Below are 14,264 nucleotides of genomic sequence, written 5' to 3'. Positions count from 1 at the left end.
ACGGGATTAAGAAGATGGCCTCTATATCAGCAGAAAAAATCAGCGCAATACAAGCTATTTTTTCACGAAGTAAAGCCGTGATTGGTGTTATTCATTGCGACCCTTTCCCTGGCTCGCCTAAATACAGCGGAAAAAAGGTGAGTGATATAATTGAACGCGCACTTCGTGATGCGGATAATTATATTTCCGGCGGCGTTCACGGTTTGATTGTTGAAAACCATGGCGATATTCCTTTTTCAAAACCGGAGGATATTGGCCCGGAAACCGCTGCACTGATGGCGGTGATCACCGACCGGATCCGTACCCGTTTTGACGTGCCACTGGGGATTAACGTTCTGGCGAATGCCGCCGTTCCGGCGCTGGCAACGGCGCTGGCCGGTGGAGCCGATTTTGTGCGCGTTAATCAGTGGGCGAACGCCTACATCGCTAACGAAGGGTTCATTGAGGGGGCAGCGGCCAGGGCGCTGCGCTACCGCAGCCAGCTGCGCGCTGAGCATATCCGCGTTTTTGCGGACAGCCACGTTAAGCACGGCAGCCATGCGATTGTTGCCGATCGTTCGATTAAAGAGCTGACGCGGGATGTTGACTTCTTCGAAGCCGATGCGGTGATCGCCACCGGCCAGCGCACCGGGGACAGCGCCACGCTCAGTGAGATTGACGAAATCCGCAGTGCAACCGCGCTGCCGCTGCTGGTCGGTTCGGGCGTCACGCCGGATAACGTGGTGGAAATTCTCTCCCGGACTCAGGGGGTGATCGTCGCCAGTGCGCTGAAAGTGGACGGCGTATGGTGGAATGATGTGGAACTGGCGCGCGTGAAACATTTCATGGCCGCCGCCCGTGAAGCGCTGGAGGTGTAGCGATGGAAGTTTTCAGTGACCGTTTGCTGCGTGAGCATCAGGAACGCTGGCATGCCATGCAGCAGCACCGGTTTGTGTGCGATATTGAGCAGAATCGGTTGCCCGCCAGCGTGTTTAACCGCTATCTGGTGTTCGAAGGTCAGTTTGTTTCTACGGCGATTGCGATCTTTGCGCTGGGGATCAGCAAGGCGCCGGGTATCGGTCAGCAACGCTGGCTGATTGGTGTGCTGAATGCGCTGGTGGACACACAAATTGCCTGGTTTGAGACGGTACTGGCAAAGCGGCAGGTTAATCCGGCAGATTATCCGGATGATTTGCCGGGCGTAATCCGTTTTCGCGAAGGCATGCTCGATGTGGCCCGCCACGGCAGTTATGAGGAATTCATCATACTGATGTTCGGCGCGGAGTGGATGTATTACACCTGGTGTCAGCGCGTCAGTGAGAAAAGCCAGAGCGATGAAGATATCCGCCGCTGGGTCGAACTGCATGCTGAAGATGCGTTTTTCCAGCAGGCAGACTGGCTGAAAACGGAGCTGAATCGCTGCGCGCAAACGCTGGATGACGGGCAAAAAAACGCCTTGTCAGATTTATACGGCAGGGTGCTTCAGTGGGAGATTGATTTTCACAGTGCCGCCTTCGCGGATTAATCCGCGCGTCTCCCCCTGCAAAGGGGGAGTATTAGCGTTGCACGCCTTTGTAAGGGGTTGCAAAGCCAAGTCAACTTGTTGTTTTATAATGCTTATTGAGTTTTTTGCAACTCCCTGCCATTGCTTGACAGCACAGATCTAACCGTATAAAGAATCGGGCAACTTCTACAAAAGGAAACCCGTACTCATGGCACTGACAGACACAAAAATCCGCGTTAATTAATTATTGCTTATCCAATGGTTCCTGTTGGGCCATTTTTTTAGGAAGTCTATAATGAACTATTTCGGTAGCAACCCGATTAATTCGCTGCGAGAGCAACTTTTCATCTTAAAAATATTCCCATGCAAATCATGGAGTAGAGTTATTCAGTGGTGCAATTAAATTAATGGTACCACTGAATTCACAGAATAGTTGAGAAACTAACCAGTTGTCTTTGATACGGTGTAACAAGTCAGGAGTACAAAGAATATTGTCATGCAAAGTAAAAGTGTAATAAGTTCAGCGTAAAACCAAACTTTAACTGAGGTTTTTCGGGTATTTATAAATTCATACCATTTACCACTGTCTATTTTATTTAGTGGTGAATGCTTTCTCAGAAGCAAAGGGGAATAAACAAATTTAAACTTTTCGTTTGGCATGTTTATATAAATAAAGTTAAAGTTGAAATATTTAAATGAAATTGCGCTTGGATTTATTTCCCCATATTTATTTTTATATTGTTCGCATACTTCATTATATAATCTGGAATTGAAGTAAGTTAAAATAACATAAGTTATTGTTAAAATTAACAAGGCAATAAATAGGTAAACTGCAAGATTACTATTCATTATAAAATGCCTCATATATTTCTTTACCAGCGGCGCTACCTAAATCTTCACCATATGAGCCTAACACTTTTCCACCTATAAGCCCCCCGGTCATTCCTATCGCTGAGCAAAACAATGCTCCAGTCCCACCAATTTCAACGGTTGTAAATCCTAAAGCCCATACGCAAACTGAACCAGAAATTCCCGCCCCCATAGCGCCCCCTGCTAAACTACCACCTTGTGAACCTGCAAATTTACCTATCTCTGTGAAGCTTGTTTTCCTACATTCTGATTCTCTCCCTATAGAGCATGCATCATATATGGTCTTTGCGGTATTGGCGAAATCAAATGTAATGCCAATATAACCTAGTGTTTTCATGGCTTTCACGAGTTTGGCTGATTTTTCAATATATGTGGCATAACCTTCAATGTCTGAGACACCTGTTTGTGACCAGTGATGCATTATGCTCCTGCTTGATAAACCTAGCGCCTTTCTAATATCATCATACTGGTGCATTCCTAATTTGTACTTCATAAAATTATTAAGCAATAAATTAAGTTTTTTGAACTGCATTGTTCTTGCTACATAGAACTGTTCACCAAATAATGCACCCCTTGTTATAAATGCATTTTCATAAGTTTTATGAATATCCTTTAAAACCTTTTCTATTTCTTCAAAATACTTACCGCCGACTTCTGACACAGTACCTAAAATCTTGCTTCCGTAACCAGTGAATGCCTCAATAGCATCTTTGTGTTTATGGAAAAAATTTGCTTCATCATTTGTAAGCGGGGCAAGGGCTTTATCAATCCTTGCTTTAGCCGTTTTTAAAACTTCAACCTGTTCCGGCGTTTGTTTCAGTGGGTCAACCAGTAATAAAATAGATGCGGGTTTTATATAACCACTGCCATTTAAAGCATCATATAGTTCCCGCGCCCCTTCAACCGGGTTATAAAAAAGATAGTCCCCAAAATCTTTCACAGTGGCTGGTAGATCGACAATACAGAATCCCGGCTCTGCAGGTTCGCGCTCTGGTTTTGGTCCTGGTGCTACTGGTTCAGATTTGGAATCTGATACCATCGTTTTTTTAATAGTTTGTGCATGCTGTTCTGGCTCCTGAGTAGAGGCGCGAACCACTTTTACTTTTTCTGCCATCGGATAGTAAGAAGCATTAAGGATGCTGGGTATTAAAAAAGCTTTGCAAGGGCATGAACTTCTACTATCTAATGTTCCTGCGCGTGGCAACCCCATATCAATAATATTCGGTATCCCTCCCGCAATGTGATATAGCTTTCCGGGGTTTTTACCACAAGTGACCTTTGCACCTGCAGATGCGACAGGTAAGCCACGAAATGTTACATACGGGGATCCTTCTAATATTTTGCCGCCACATGATGTGCCATCGCCTAAGACCAAGAAATATCCTATGCTCATTTTAATTCCCTTTTAATTTGCATTATCATGTTTTAGATAATAAGCAATCCATTCGTTTTCCCTGAACAAGTTCATCCGTGACAAATAGTTTTTTTCTTCCGGAGAGTAAAAGTGAATGCGTTTTCCATTTTTCATAACGAGTCCTTTCCTGTATTTGTTTAATCCCAATATACCCTCAAAATTGATATGGATATAATGCAAAAAATCTATATATCACGCTAATGGAATTTATTTCAAAAATTAGCTTTTCGTTTAAGTCTGCGAAGTATGTTGACTTGTCGTGCGGTTTGGCGATGTGGTGAAGCTTTTTTTACAAAAGTTTTTTGGCAGGATAAAAAACGGATAAAAAATTTCTTAAAAAATAAATTATTCTTTTAACTTATAATGTTAACTCACTTTCTCCCCCTGCAAAGGGGGAGACGCTGCTCCGCATTATCTCTATCTCTCCGGCTGATTTTTCACCCGTACGATATCTGCCATCACGGCCAGTGCGATCTCGGCAGGTGTTTTACTGCCAATATCCATACCCACCGGGGCGTGGATCCGCGCCAGTTCGTCTCCGGTCATCCCCGCCGTGGTTTTCAGCCTGTTTAAACGGTTCTGGCTGTTACGCAGTGAACCCATGACGCCGATATAAAAGGCGTCAGTATTCACGGCTTCCATCATCGTCAGGTCATCCATCCGTGGATCATGGGTTAATGCGACGATTGCCGTATTCGGGTGGCACCCGTGCTGTTCGAGATATCGTGCCGGAAAAACCTTTTCCAGCGTGAAGCGTCCGGCGATTTGCGGGTGGAAGTTCTCCAGAATATCCTCCCGCGGTTCGCAGATGATTGTTTCAAACCCCAGGCCTGACGCGAATTCGGCACAAAACACCGCAACGGCAGAAAGCCCGGCGATAATGATACATGGCGCGCAAGCGATGGTGATCGTAATTCCGTTGTCGTTGCGCCCGACGAGGGTGCTGCTTTTCCACACTTCTTCCGTCAGGGAATGGCAGGCGAAGGGCGGGATTATCTGCTTCTTCAGCGAGACGTGACGGTTTTGCGACTGACGGATTTGTGCAATATAGAGAGCATTAGCCGCCGTCGGCTCCAGATACTCAATCAGAATATCCAGGACACCGCCGCAGGGCAGCGCACGGCCCGGTGTTAAGCCGCCATCGCCGTAACGCACAACCTGAGACGGCTCGCGAAAATCCCCATCCCGGATGCGTTGTATAAAATCGTCTTCAATACATCCGCCTGATAATGAACCGCAAAAATGTCCGCTGCCGTTAATCACCATTAACGTTCCCGGCGGACGGGGTGAAGAACCAAAGGTGCTGAGTACCGTGCATAACCAGATTGGTTGTTCTTTAATCCAGTTGGCAGACTGACTGATAACACTGATATCCAGACTTTGCATCGGTTAACATCCGTAAATAGGGCTGACTTTGCGTCATTAATAGCGAAGTTCACTGTCAGCGGCAAGATGAAATAATATTCGTAATATAATTTATTATATATTGCCAATGGTTTTTCGCAGTCTCACACCGGTGGGTGTTTTTTATCTCAATGAATTATAATAATTTTATTGAAATCTGTTTTATGCTGAAAAAGAATGATGGATTGATTAATATCGCTCATAAGCCTAATCGAATTATCGGGGTAATCACTTTCCCGTAACCCTGCTATATTAAAAATGATCATGATGATTTATAGCGTTTTTTATAATTTCCGCATCGCTTTTCTCACCCGTATTTTGTTTAAAATAATCTCAGTATTTATAAAATCATAATTATAACCGTTAATAAGAATGGCTTTCTGGAGCAATCTGCAATGAAGAATCCTGAAGTTCAGTTATCAAGACGCCGCTTTATTATCGGGGCTGGCGCGCTGGTGGTCGGTGCCTGGCTGCCGGCAAAAGGGGCGAAGGCCGGCGGCCTTGCTGCCAGTGAGGCAACATCTGCCGCCGGTACATTCAGACCCAATGCGTTTGTCCAGATTGGCACGGATGGCATCGTCACCGTATTCAGTAAACATACCGAAGTCGGTCAGGGCGTTTATACCGGAATGGCGACACTGGTGGCTGAGGAACTGGACGCCAGCTGGGCGGATGTACGCGTAATTGCTGCGCCGGTTGATACCCCCGTCTACAAAAATCTCAAAATGGGGATCCAGGGAACCGGCGGCTCCAGTTCCGTCGCCAATGCCTATGATCAGATGCGGCAGATGGGCGCGACCGCGCGCCTGATGCTGGTGCGTGCCGCCGCGCAGTTGTGGCAGGTGGCGGAAGCAGAAATCACCGTCAATAACGGCATTATCGCGCATGCCGCAACGGGAAAATCGGGCGGATTTGGCGAATTCGCCACTGCCGCCGCCGCGCTGCCTTCTCCGGATATGCAGCACGTTGCGCTCAAAGATCCGAAAGATTTTACGCTGATTGGCAAAGTCAGCGGCTTACATCGTGTGGATTCTGTCGCCAAAACCAACGGCTCGGCCTTTTTTTCTCAGGACATCCACGAAAAAGACATGCTGACGGTCACGCTGAAAAAGCCCCCGCAGTTTGGCAGTAAACTCAAATCATTTGATGCCAGCGAAACGCTGAAAACCCCGGATGTGGTGGATGTTAAAGCCACGGACAACGGCGTCGCCGTGTATGCCCGCAACACCTGGGCTGCGATACGTGGTCGCGAAAAACTTCAGGTGGAATGGGACGACACAGCGGCAGAAAAACGCAGCACAGAGGCGATTTTTGCCGAGTTTCGCGAGAAGGCTCAGTCGCCGGGCGAAGTGGCTGCGGTAAAGGGCAACCCTGACGACGCGCTCAAAAATGCAGACAAGGTGATTGAAGCGGAATACACCTTTCCGTATCTGGCGCACGCGCCAATGGAACCGCTGGCCGGTTATCTGTTCTGGGATGGTGACAGCGTGCACGCGAAATATGCCTGTCAGATCCAGACTATCGATCAGAACCAGTTTTGCGAATATTTCAAACTTCCCCCTGAAAAGATCCACATCGAAACCCTTCTGGCCGGTGGCAGTTTTGGGCGTCGTATTGACTTAGGTAACAAGACTAACGGCCCGGATCTGGCCTCTGACATGTCGGCAGTGGCAAAAGCCATCGGACCGGGTCAGGGCGTCAAACTGATTTACACCCGTGAGGATGATATCCGCAATGGCTGGTACAGGCCGATGATGCTGCATCGTTTTCGTGCAGCAATTAAAGATAACAAAATCGTTGCCTGGACCAACACGGTGGCCGGGCATTCCTTTGCCGTCGGCAGCGTCTTTGGCGCAATGGTCAGCAAGGGCGTAGATCGCACGATGGTGGAAGGGGCGAAAGAACTTCCCTATACCTTCGATCATTTTCGCTGCGATGCCCACATCATACCGGGCAAAGTGCCGACGACTTCACTGCGTTCGGTGGGCAGTACGCACACCGGCCATGCGGTAGAAAGCTTTATCGATCAGTTGTTGCATGAGACGGGCCAGGATCCGGTCGAGGGGCGGCTGGCGCTGATGGGCGATGCTCCGCGCGAGGCCGGTGTTCTGCGCGCGGTGGCGAAAGCGGCAAACTGGAGCGGCCCGGCCTCAACGCCGGGAAGAATGCGCGGTGTGGGAGTCGCGAAAGCGTTTGGTACCCGGGTGGCGCAAATTGCCGAAGTCTCGATTGGTTATGGCGGCGTACCGAAAGTTCATAAGGTCTGGTGTGCGGTGGATTGCGGCGTGGCGGTGAATCCCGATGTGATCAAAGCACAGATTGAAGGCGGCATCGGCTACGGGCTGAGCATTGCGCTCTACGGCAATATCACGATGAAAGAGGGCGTGATCGACCAGTCTAACTTCAACAACTATCGCCCCCTGCGCATTAATGAAATGCCGGAAGTTGAGGTGATTATTGTTCCGTCGTCAGAGGCGCCAAGCGGCGTCGGGGAACTCGGGTTGCCGACTATTGCGCCCGCTGTCGGCAATGCGCTGGCGTTGCTGGGCAGGCCGCGCAGTTCGCTGAGCCTGCCTTTTCATCGTCCTGACCATTCTGACGCCGTTTAATTCCGGGGAGCATCATGACAACTTTAATCATTAACAACAAAACCATTGAGTTTGAGGGTGACGACCAGATGCCGCTGTTGTGGTTTTTACGCGACGAAGCGGGGCTGACTGGCACGAAATTCGGCTGTGGCGTAGCGATGTGCGGCGCATGTACTGTGCATATTGACGGCGTACCGGTGCGCTCATGCCAGGCCACCATTGCCAGTGCGCAGGGAAAACATATTACAACCATTGAATCTGTCGGTGAAACGCAGGCGGGTAAAGCCGTGCAGGCCGCTTGGGTGGATCTCGACGTGGTGCAGTGCGGTTACTGCCAGTCAGGGCAAATCATGTCAGCGACGGCGTTACTGGCTCAGAAACAACATCCCACCGATGCCGATATTGATGCGGCGATGAGTGGGAACGTGTGCCGTTGTTCTACGTATGTCCGCATACGCGCGGCAATACATCAGGCGGCAGACGCGTTGGCGACGGAGGTGAAAGGATGAGAACGTCCCTCAGACGCCTGTTCTGGCTGATCATCACCCTGATTATCCTTGCGCTTATTTACGTGGCGTATGTGATGCTGCGTCCGTCTGGCAGCGAACCTGTAGCGCCCGTTGCCGGTGCGCCTGCCAGCATGACGGATCCGATAAAACGTGGTGAATATCTGGCGCGCGCGGCAGACTGTGTTGCCTGCCATACGGCACCGGGCGGTAAGCCCTTTGCCGGGGGCTTCCGGTTTAAACTGCCGTTTGGTTCGATTTACGGTACCAACATTACAGCAGATAAAGAAACGGGGATCGGTAACTGGACTGATGACCAGTTTGTCGCCGCCGTGCGCGAAGGCACCGGGCCTCAGGGTAACTTGTATCCGGCCATGCCGTACACCTCGTACACGGCAATGAGCCGTGATGACGTGCTGGCGATCAAAGCTTATCTGTTCAGCCTGCCGCCGGTGAAACAGGCTAACCGCGCCAACGAACTGTCGTTCCCGTTTGATCAGCGCTGGGGGATGAAGTTCTGGAATCTGGCGTTCTTCGATAACCAGCGTTTTGCACCGGATCCGCAAAAAGACGAACAGTGGAACCGGGGCGCTTACCTGGCTACGGCGCTGGGGCACTGTGCGGAATGCCATACGCCGCGCACCTTTGCCTTTAACCTGAATCAGGGAAAAAGCCTGAGCGGTGAAGTCGTTCAGGGGTGGTTAGCCGGAAATATCACACCAGATAAAGACACCGGAATTGGCAACTGGAGTGACGCCCAGCTTTCACAATTTCTGGCAAAAGGGCACGCAGAAGGGCGTAGCAGTGCTTCCGGCCCGATGGCTGAAGTGGTGCAAAACAGCACGCAGTTCCTGACACAGGAAGACAATATTGCGCTGGTGAAATACCTGCGCAATATCGAACCGGTGAAAACAGAAACGTCCAGCCAGGTGAATCTGCAACCGAAAGGTGCGATGAACGCCACAGCGGTCCTGCCAGGTGATCAGGATGACTCGCCGGGCCGCCAGCTGTTTGCCGGTGACTGCAGCGGCTGTCATCAGTGGAATGGCGACGGACGTCAGACGCCTTATGCTTCGCTCAAAGGCAGCACCGCCGTCAATGACCCGGCCGGGCGCAGTGTGGTTCAGGCAATTCTGCACGGGACCCAGCTGACGGTAGACGGTAAACAGGTGCTGATGCCTGATTTTGGGGCTAAATACTCGGATGATGAAGTGGCCGCGGTGGCCAATTACGTCCTGCGCCAGTTCGGGGATAAAAATGGCTCGGTAACCCCGAAACAGGTGGCCGATCAGCGTAAACAATAACGTCCGCAGGAGCGGTGATGCATAACCCGGTCATTATTTTACTGGCAGCAGGTTTCAGCCGCCGCTACCGGCAGGCGACAGGCCGGCACAAGTTACTGGAAACCGTTGACGGCACTGGCCTGACGGTATTTCAGCACAGCCTCGGCAATGCGCTGAAAAGCGGGCTACCGGTGGTGGTGGTTGTGCGGCCTGAGTCGCTGGAATTACAGGCTTTTTGTCAGCAGGCGAATATCCCTTTTGTCAGCGTGAACAGCCAGTGTCAGGGCGATTCCATCTGTGCAGGCGTAGAGGCCACCCGCGAAGCCAACGGCTGGTTGATCACGCTGGCGGATTTGCCCGGCATTATGTTGCCGGTTTACCGGGCGATTGCCAGCGCAGTGCAGGAAGGGCGGTGTGCAAGGCCGTTCTATCTCGGGCAACCAGGGCATCCGGTCGGGTTCCCTGCGCCGGTGATAGAGGACTTGCTGGCTTTGCAGGGGAAAGAGGGCGCGCGGGAACTGCTGCGCGCCTGTCCGCCGCAGCGAACAGACTGCACGGAGCCGGGATGCGTGCGGGATATTGATGTTCCGGCTGATCTTAAGGCCTGGCGCCGGTAGTGCACCTTGCCAGACGTTTTTCTTATGCATTATTCGTCCATATTTATATGTTTTAATTCGTAGTCGCTCTTCCCTCCTTATGCAATTCTCTGACCTACAAAAGAAAAACAGGTTATTCCCCCGTATTAAAAATTTGAGGCGTAAGCCTCCTGAAGACTATTCATAAGGAAAAACGATGGCCGTTGTTAACTTAAAAAAAACTAAAATTGCTGCCGGCCTGTTCCTGGCAATCAGCACAGTCACTACCTTTACCGCGCACGCTGACCAGCTGGCGGATATCAAAAAAGCCGGTGTTGTGAAAGTCGCGACATTCGATTCCAATCCGCCGTTTGGCTCTGTTGATACAAAAAGCCACGATATTGTCGGTTATGACGTCGATTTCGCAAAAGCGCTGGCTAAAACGCTGGGCGTAAAATTACAACTGGTGCCAACCAATCCGGCGAACCGCATTCCGTTATTGCAGTCCGGCAAAGCTGACCTGATTGTCGCCGATATCACCATCACGCCGGAACGCGCGAAAGTGGTCGATTTCTCCATCCCTTATTTTGTGACTGGCCAGCAGTTCCTGGTGCCGGCCAATTCACCGGATAAACTCGATGCCTACGCCACGGCGCGTATCGGTGCGGTGAAAGGCACCACCGGCGAGCAGGAATTGCATAACCGCTTCCCGCAATCGCGCGTGTTGTCTTACGACGATATTCCTCTGGCACTTTCTGCGCTGCGTAACGGCAACGTGCAGGCGATTACGCAGGACAGCACCATTCTGGCCGGTTTGCTGGATGGCGCGCCGGACAAGGCAAAATACAAAGTTTTGCCTGAATTACTGAGCAAAGAAGAGATTGGCGTGGGCGTGAAAAAAGGCGAAACCAGCCTGCTGAAAGTGGTGAATGACGAGCTGCTGAATCTGGAGAAAAACGGTCAGGCGGTGAGCATTTATAACGTCTGGTTCGGTCCGCAGACAAAATCTCCACAGCCACGTCTGTTTAAAATCGAAGCCAAATAATCTGTTTTTTGCAAGGTAATGCACATGCAGCAAGACACCTTATCAACCGCAGCGACGTCTGCGGTTTTTTCACATTCAAACGCCGCGAAAACCACGGCGGTTGAGTTTCGTCAGGTCAGTAAATCTTTCGGTCATCACCTTGTGATCCGGAATGTCAGTCTGAGCGTCGCCAGCGGTGATGTGGTGGCGGTCTGCGGGCCGTCCGGCTCGGGGAAATCCACGCTGATCCGCCTGATTAATCAGCTGGAAACCGTCACTGATGGCGAAATCCTCATCCACAACAAACCGACGCGCGGCCTGAACGGACCGGCACTGCGCGAATTACGTACGCACATTGGTTTTGTGTTTCAGCAGTTCAACCTGTACGCCCATCTGACCGCGCAGGACAACGTCAGCCTCGCGCTGATTAAAGTCCACGGCTGGAAGAAAAGTGATGCGCGCGCGAAAGCGCTGGCGCTCCTGACCCGCGTCGGTTTGCAGGACAAAGCGCAGCATTATCCCGAGCAACTTTCCGGCGGACAGCAGCAGCGCGTGGCGATCGCCCGGGCGCTGGTGACGGATCCGGACATCATTTTGTTCGATGAACCGACATCGGCGCTGGATCCGGAGATGATCGGCGAAGTGCTGCTGGTGATGCAGGAACTGGCGAAAAGCGGCATCACGATGATTGTGGTGACGCATGAAATGAGTTTCGCCCGTGAAATTGCCGACCGGGTGATTTTCATGGACGGCGGCGAGATCCTGGAACAGGCGGAACCGGAGGATTTCTTCCTGCGGCCGCAGCATCCGCGTGCGCAGCGTTTTCTGCAAAAAGTCCTGTTCCCGCTGCATCCTGAAACAGGAGCAGGGCAATGATCTGGCATCCCGACTGGGCTGGCGTGCTCACCGGCCAGCCTTTGCAGTGGATTATTTCCGGCTTTCTCACCACGTTTTACGTCAGCATTGCAGGCAGTGTGCTGGCGACGCTTCTGGTGGTGTTACTGATCGCGCTGCGCCTGAGTCAGTCGCGTCTGGCACGCGGCGCGGTAGCGGCGTTTGTGTCGGTTTTCCGCAACACGCCTCTGCTGGTTCAGCTGCTTTTCTGGTATTTCGCCGCGTACGGCGCGCTGCCGCAAAGCTGGCGTTTTTACATCGGCGATACCCACGTGTGGGCGGTTTTCCCCGGTAATATCGCGTGGCTCACACCGGAGTTTTTGTGCGCCGCGTGGGGGCTGGGATTATTCACCGCCGCGTTTCTGGTGGAAGAAGTGCAGGCGGGGCTGAATTCCGTGCCGAAAGGCCAGACCGAAGCCGCGATTTCACAGGGTTTCAGCCGCAAAACGCTGCTGCTTTCGATCCTGTTACCGCAGGCGCTGACCAACGCGTGGCAGCCGGTCACCGGGCAGTATCTCAACCTGATGAAGCTCTCCTCGCTGGCGACCGGCATCGGATTTTCCGAGCTGACGTATCAGATCAGCCAGATTGAAAGTTACAACGCGCACGCCTTTGAAGGTTTTGCGGTCGGCACGTTGCTGTATCTGGCGCTGGGGATGATCCTTGGCGGGCTGATGACAATATTTGGCCCGAAACGCCCGCAACAAAGGCCGCAGGCCGCGCAGAAGGCGGAGGTGAACGATGGAATTTGACTGGTCGGTTCTGCACGATAACTTTACCTACATGCTGTGGGGAAGGCTGGCCGACGGCGAACCGGGCGGCATTTTGCTCACGCTGATCATGGCTGTTTCTGCTGGTGTGCTGGCGTTAGTGCTGGGCGTCGCGATGGCGGCGTTAGCCTGGCGTTTCGGTGGCTGGACGCGAAAATTGCTGTTTCTGTGGGCGTCGTTTATTCGCGGCATCCCGCTGATTTTTGTGATTTTCTGGCTGTATTTCCTGCTGCCGGTGGTGTTTGGCGGCTCGATCCCCGGCCCGCTGACGGTGATTATCGCACTAGCCTGGTTTACCTCGGCGGCGGTGATGCACTCCACGCTGGCCGGGCTGGAGTCACTGCCGCGCGGGCAAACCGAAGCGGGGATTGCGTCCGGCATGAGTTACAGCCAGGTTTTGCTCAATGTCCTGCTGCCGCAGGCGTGGCCGAACCTGTTGCCGTCATATCTCGGGTTGCTGATCTCGCTGGTGAAAGACACCTCGCTGGCGTTTATCGTCAATGTGCCGGAGCTGACCACCGTCGCGGGGCAGGTGAATAACCGGGTGCAAATCTACCCGGCGGAAATCTTCCTGTTTGTCGGCCTGATGTATTACCTGCTGTGCGCATCACTGGCGTATCTTGCGGGCAAATCGATTAAACGCCGTCAGGCATTGCGGGCGTAAACAAGCCATAAAGCCATCTGTGAAATCTCAGATTTTTGCCTGATTCACACGGGCAGAGAGTTCCTGATGGCTTTCCTTTCTTTCGCTGTAACGGTCAGCCAGATACGCCGTATGGGGTTTCAGAATTAACGTTATTTTGAATAACTCCTCGGTGACATCCACAATCCGGTCGTAAAGGGCAGAGGGCTTCATCCGGCCCGCATCGTCAAACTCCTGCCAGGCTTTGGGGACGGAGGACTGATTCGCAATAGTGAACATCCGCATCCAGCGACCCAGGATCCGCATCTGATTGACCGCATTGAAAGATTGCGAACCGCCGGAAACCTGCATAACGGCCAGTGTTTTCCCCTGAGACGGACGAACCGCGCCTTCACTCAACGGGATCCAGTCTATCTGCGCCTTCATCACCGAACTCATGGCGCCATGTCTTTCCGGCGAACTCCAGATCATGCCATCGCACCACCTCACCAGCTCGCGTAACTCCAGCACTTTGGGATGCGTGTCGGGTGCATCGTCCGGCAACGGCAAGCCGGAAGGGTTAAATATTTTCACCTCTGCACCCATTTTCGTCAGCAAACGACCGGCCTCTTCTGCGGCAAACCGGCTGTAAGAACGCTCACGCACGGATCCATACAGGATCAGAAAACGTGGCATTGGCGAGGCGTCATCCGAAAGATTACTGGCAATAGCGTCGTCGAAGTATTCGTGGTTAACCGCAGGTAAATCAGACATGGTGTTCATCCGTTGTAAAGAGAGGGTTGATTTATAACATATATGAATTATCATATA

At 51.8% G+C, this 14,264-nt stretch carries 13 protein-coding genes; 10 read left to right on the top strand and 3 right to left on the bottom strand.

Annotation, left to right across the window (positions count from 1 at the left end):
- The first annotated feature begins 14 nt into the window (after window positions 1–14).
- Both CWS43_RS09005 and CWS43_RS09000 read left to right on the top strand, forming a co-directional pair.
- Window positions 15–857 carry a BtpA/SgcQ family protein gene (locus tag CWS43_RS09005; protein ID WP_101076607.1) on the top strand — a complete coding sequence of 281 codons (843 nt, stop codon included), beginning with the start codon at window positions 15–17 and terminating at the stop codon, window positions 855–857.
- 2 nt (window positions 858–859) lie between these two features.
- Window positions 860–1,504: a TenA family protein gene (locus CWS43_RS09000; protein WP_101076606.1), complete on the top strand. Its 645-nt coding sequence runs from the start codon at window positions 860–862 to the stop codon at window positions 1,502–1,504.
- Window positions 1,505–2,324: 820 nt separating this feature from the next.
- On the opposite strand, the gene CWS43_RS08990 is transcribed toward CWS43_RS09000, so the two are convergent.
- Window positions 2,325–3,746 carry a PAAR domain-containing protein gene (locus CWS43_RS08990; protein WP_101076604.1) on the bottom strand — a complete coding sequence of 474 codons (1,422 nt, stop codon included), beginning with the start codon at window positions 3,744–3,746 and terminating at the stop codon, window positions 2,325–2,327.
- A gap of 438 nt (window positions 3,747–4,184) precedes the next feature.
- A complete protein-coding gene (locus CWS43_RS08985; RefSeq protein ID WP_101076603.1) occupies window positions 4,185–5,153 on the bottom strand; it encodes an XdhC family protein in 969 nt (322 codons plus the stop codon).
- A 413-nt stretch (window positions 5,154–5,566) separates the two neighbouring features.
- Between CWS43_RS08985 and CWS43_RS08980 the strand changes: the two genes are divergently transcribed.
- From CWS43_RS08980 to CWS43_RS08945, 8 genes are all read left to right on the top strand, one after another.
- A complete protein-coding gene (locus CWS43_RS08980; protein WP_101076602.1) occupies window positions 5,567–7,780 on the top strand; it encodes a molybdopterin cofactor-binding domain-containing protein in 2,214 nt (737 codons plus the stop codon).
- Window positions 7,781–7,794: 14 nt separating this feature from the next.
- Window positions 7,795–8,268 carry a (2Fe-2S)-binding protein gene (locus CWS43_RS08975; RefSeq protein ID WP_101076601.1) on the top strand — a complete coding sequence of 158 codons (474 nt, stop codon included), beginning with the start codon at window positions 7,795–7,797 and terminating at the stop codon, window positions 8,266–8,268.
- Entirely contained in the window at window positions 8,265–9,569 is a 1,305-nt protein-coding gene (locus tag CWS43_RS08970; protein WP_101076600.1) for a cytochrome c, read from the top strand. Before CWS43_RS08975 ends, CWS43_RS08970 begins: the two co-directional genes overlap by 4 nt.
- Window positions 9,570–9,586: 17 nt before the next feature.
- Entirely contained in the window at window positions 9,587–10,165 is a 579-nt protein-coding gene (locus CWS43_RS08965; RefSeq protein WP_101076599.1) for an NTP transferase domain-containing protein, read from the top strand.
- A gap of 175 nt (window positions 10,166–10,340) precedes the next feature.
- Complete coding sequence (locus CWS43_RS08960; protein ID WP_101076598.1) at window positions 10,341–11,168, top strand: ABC transporter substrate-binding protein; 828 nt, start codon at window positions 10,341–10,343, stop codon at window positions 11,166–11,168.
- 24 nt (window positions 11,169–11,192) lie between these two features.
- A complete protein-coding gene (locus tag CWS43_RS08955; protein ID WP_101076597.1) occupies window positions 11,193–12,023 on the top strand; it encodes an amino acid ABC transporter ATP-binding protein in 831 nt (276 codons plus the stop codon).
- Window positions 12,020–12,793 carry an amino acid ABC transporter permease gene (locus CWS43_RS08950; RefSeq protein ID WP_101076596.1) on the top strand — a complete coding sequence of 258 codons (774 nt, stop codon included), beginning with the start codon at window positions 12,020–12,022 and terminating at the stop codon, window positions 12,791–12,793. The genes CWS43_RS08955 and CWS43_RS08950 overlap by 4 nt, the downstream gene beginning before the upstream one ends.
- Window positions 12,783–13,475, top strand: a complete 693-nt coding sequence (locus CWS43_RS08945) for an amino acid ABC transporter permease (protein WP_101076595.1) — start codon at window positions 12,783–12,785, stop codon at window positions 13,473–13,475. The genes CWS43_RS08950 and CWS43_RS08945 overlap by 11 nt, the downstream gene beginning before the upstream one ends.
- A 27-nt stretch (window positions 13,476–13,502) precedes the next feature.
- Here the strand turns inward: CWS43_RS08945 and arsH are convergent, their stop codons facing one another.
- A complete protein-coding gene (gene arsH / locus CWS43_RS08940; RefSeq protein WP_101076594.1) occupies window positions 13,503–14,207 on the bottom strand; it encodes an arsenical resistance protein ArsH in 705 nt (234 codons plus the stop codon).
- Window positions 14,208–14,264: the final 57 nt, after the last annotated feature.

This window comes from Rahnella sp. AA (genome assembly GCF_002834385.1).
In the GTDB taxonomy this organism is placed as follows: Bacteria; Pseudomonadota; Gammaproteobacteria; order Enterobacterales; family Enterobacteriaceae; genus Rahnella.
Note: the sequence above shows the minus strand (reverse complement) of the source record. Positions and strands in the feature narration are given on the sequence as shown.

What these genes read in the sequence shown, in the direction of transcription:
- CWS43_RS09005 (WP_101076607.1), top strand. Translation starts at nt 15, where the DNA reads ATGGCCTCTATATCAGCAGAAAAAATCAGCGCAATACAAGCTATTTTT.
- CWS43_RS09000 (WP_101076606.1), top strand. Translation starts at nt 860, where the DNA reads ATGGAAGTTTTCAGTGACCGTTTGCTGCGTGAGCATCAGGAACGCTGG.
- CWS43_RS08990 (WP_101076604.1), bottom strand. Translation starts at nt 3,746, where the DNA reads ATGAGCATAGGATATTTCTTGGTCTTAGGCGATGGCACATCATGTGGC.
- CWS43_RS08985 (WP_101076603.1), bottom strand. Translation starts at nt 5,153, where the DNA reads ATGCAAAGTCTGGATATCAGTGTTATCAGTCAGTCTGCCAACTGGATT.
- CWS43_RS08980 (WP_101076602.1), top strand. Translation starts at nt 5,567, where the DNA reads ATGAAGAATCCTGAAGTTCAGTTATCAAGACGCCGCTTTATTATCGGG.
- CWS43_RS08975 (WP_101076601.1), top strand. Translation starts at nt 7,795, where the DNA reads ATGACAACTTTAATCATTAACAACAAAACCATTGAGTTTGAGGGTGAC.
- CWS43_RS08970 (WP_101076600.1), top strand. Translation starts at nt 8,265, where the DNA reads ATGAGAACGTCCCTCAGACGCCTGTTCTGGCTGATCATCACCCTGATT.
- CWS43_RS08965 (WP_101076599.1), top strand. Translation starts at nt 9,587, where the DNA reads ATGCATAACCCGGTCATTATTTTACTGGCAGCAGGTTTCAGCCGCCGC.
- CWS43_RS08960 (WP_101076598.1), top strand. Translation starts at nt 10,341, where the DNA reads ATGGCCGTTGTTAACTTAAAAAAAACTAAAATTGCTGCCGGCCTGTTC.
- CWS43_RS08955 (WP_101076597.1), top strand. Translation starts at nt 11,193, where the DNA reads ATGCAGCAAGACACCTTATCAACCGCAGCGACGTCTGCGGTTTTTTCA.
- CWS43_RS08950 (WP_101076596.1), top strand. Translation starts at nt 12,020, where the DNA reads ATGATCTGGCATCCCGACTGGGCTGGCGTGCTCACCGGCCAGCCTTTG.
- CWS43_RS08945 (WP_101076595.1), top strand. Translation starts at nt 12,783, where the DNA reads ATGGAATTTGACTGGTCGGTTCTGCACGATAACTTTACCTACATGCTG.
- arsH (WP_101076594.1), bottom strand. Translation starts at nt 14,207, where the DNA reads ATGTCTGATTTACCTGCGGTTAACCACGAATACTTCGACGACGCTATT.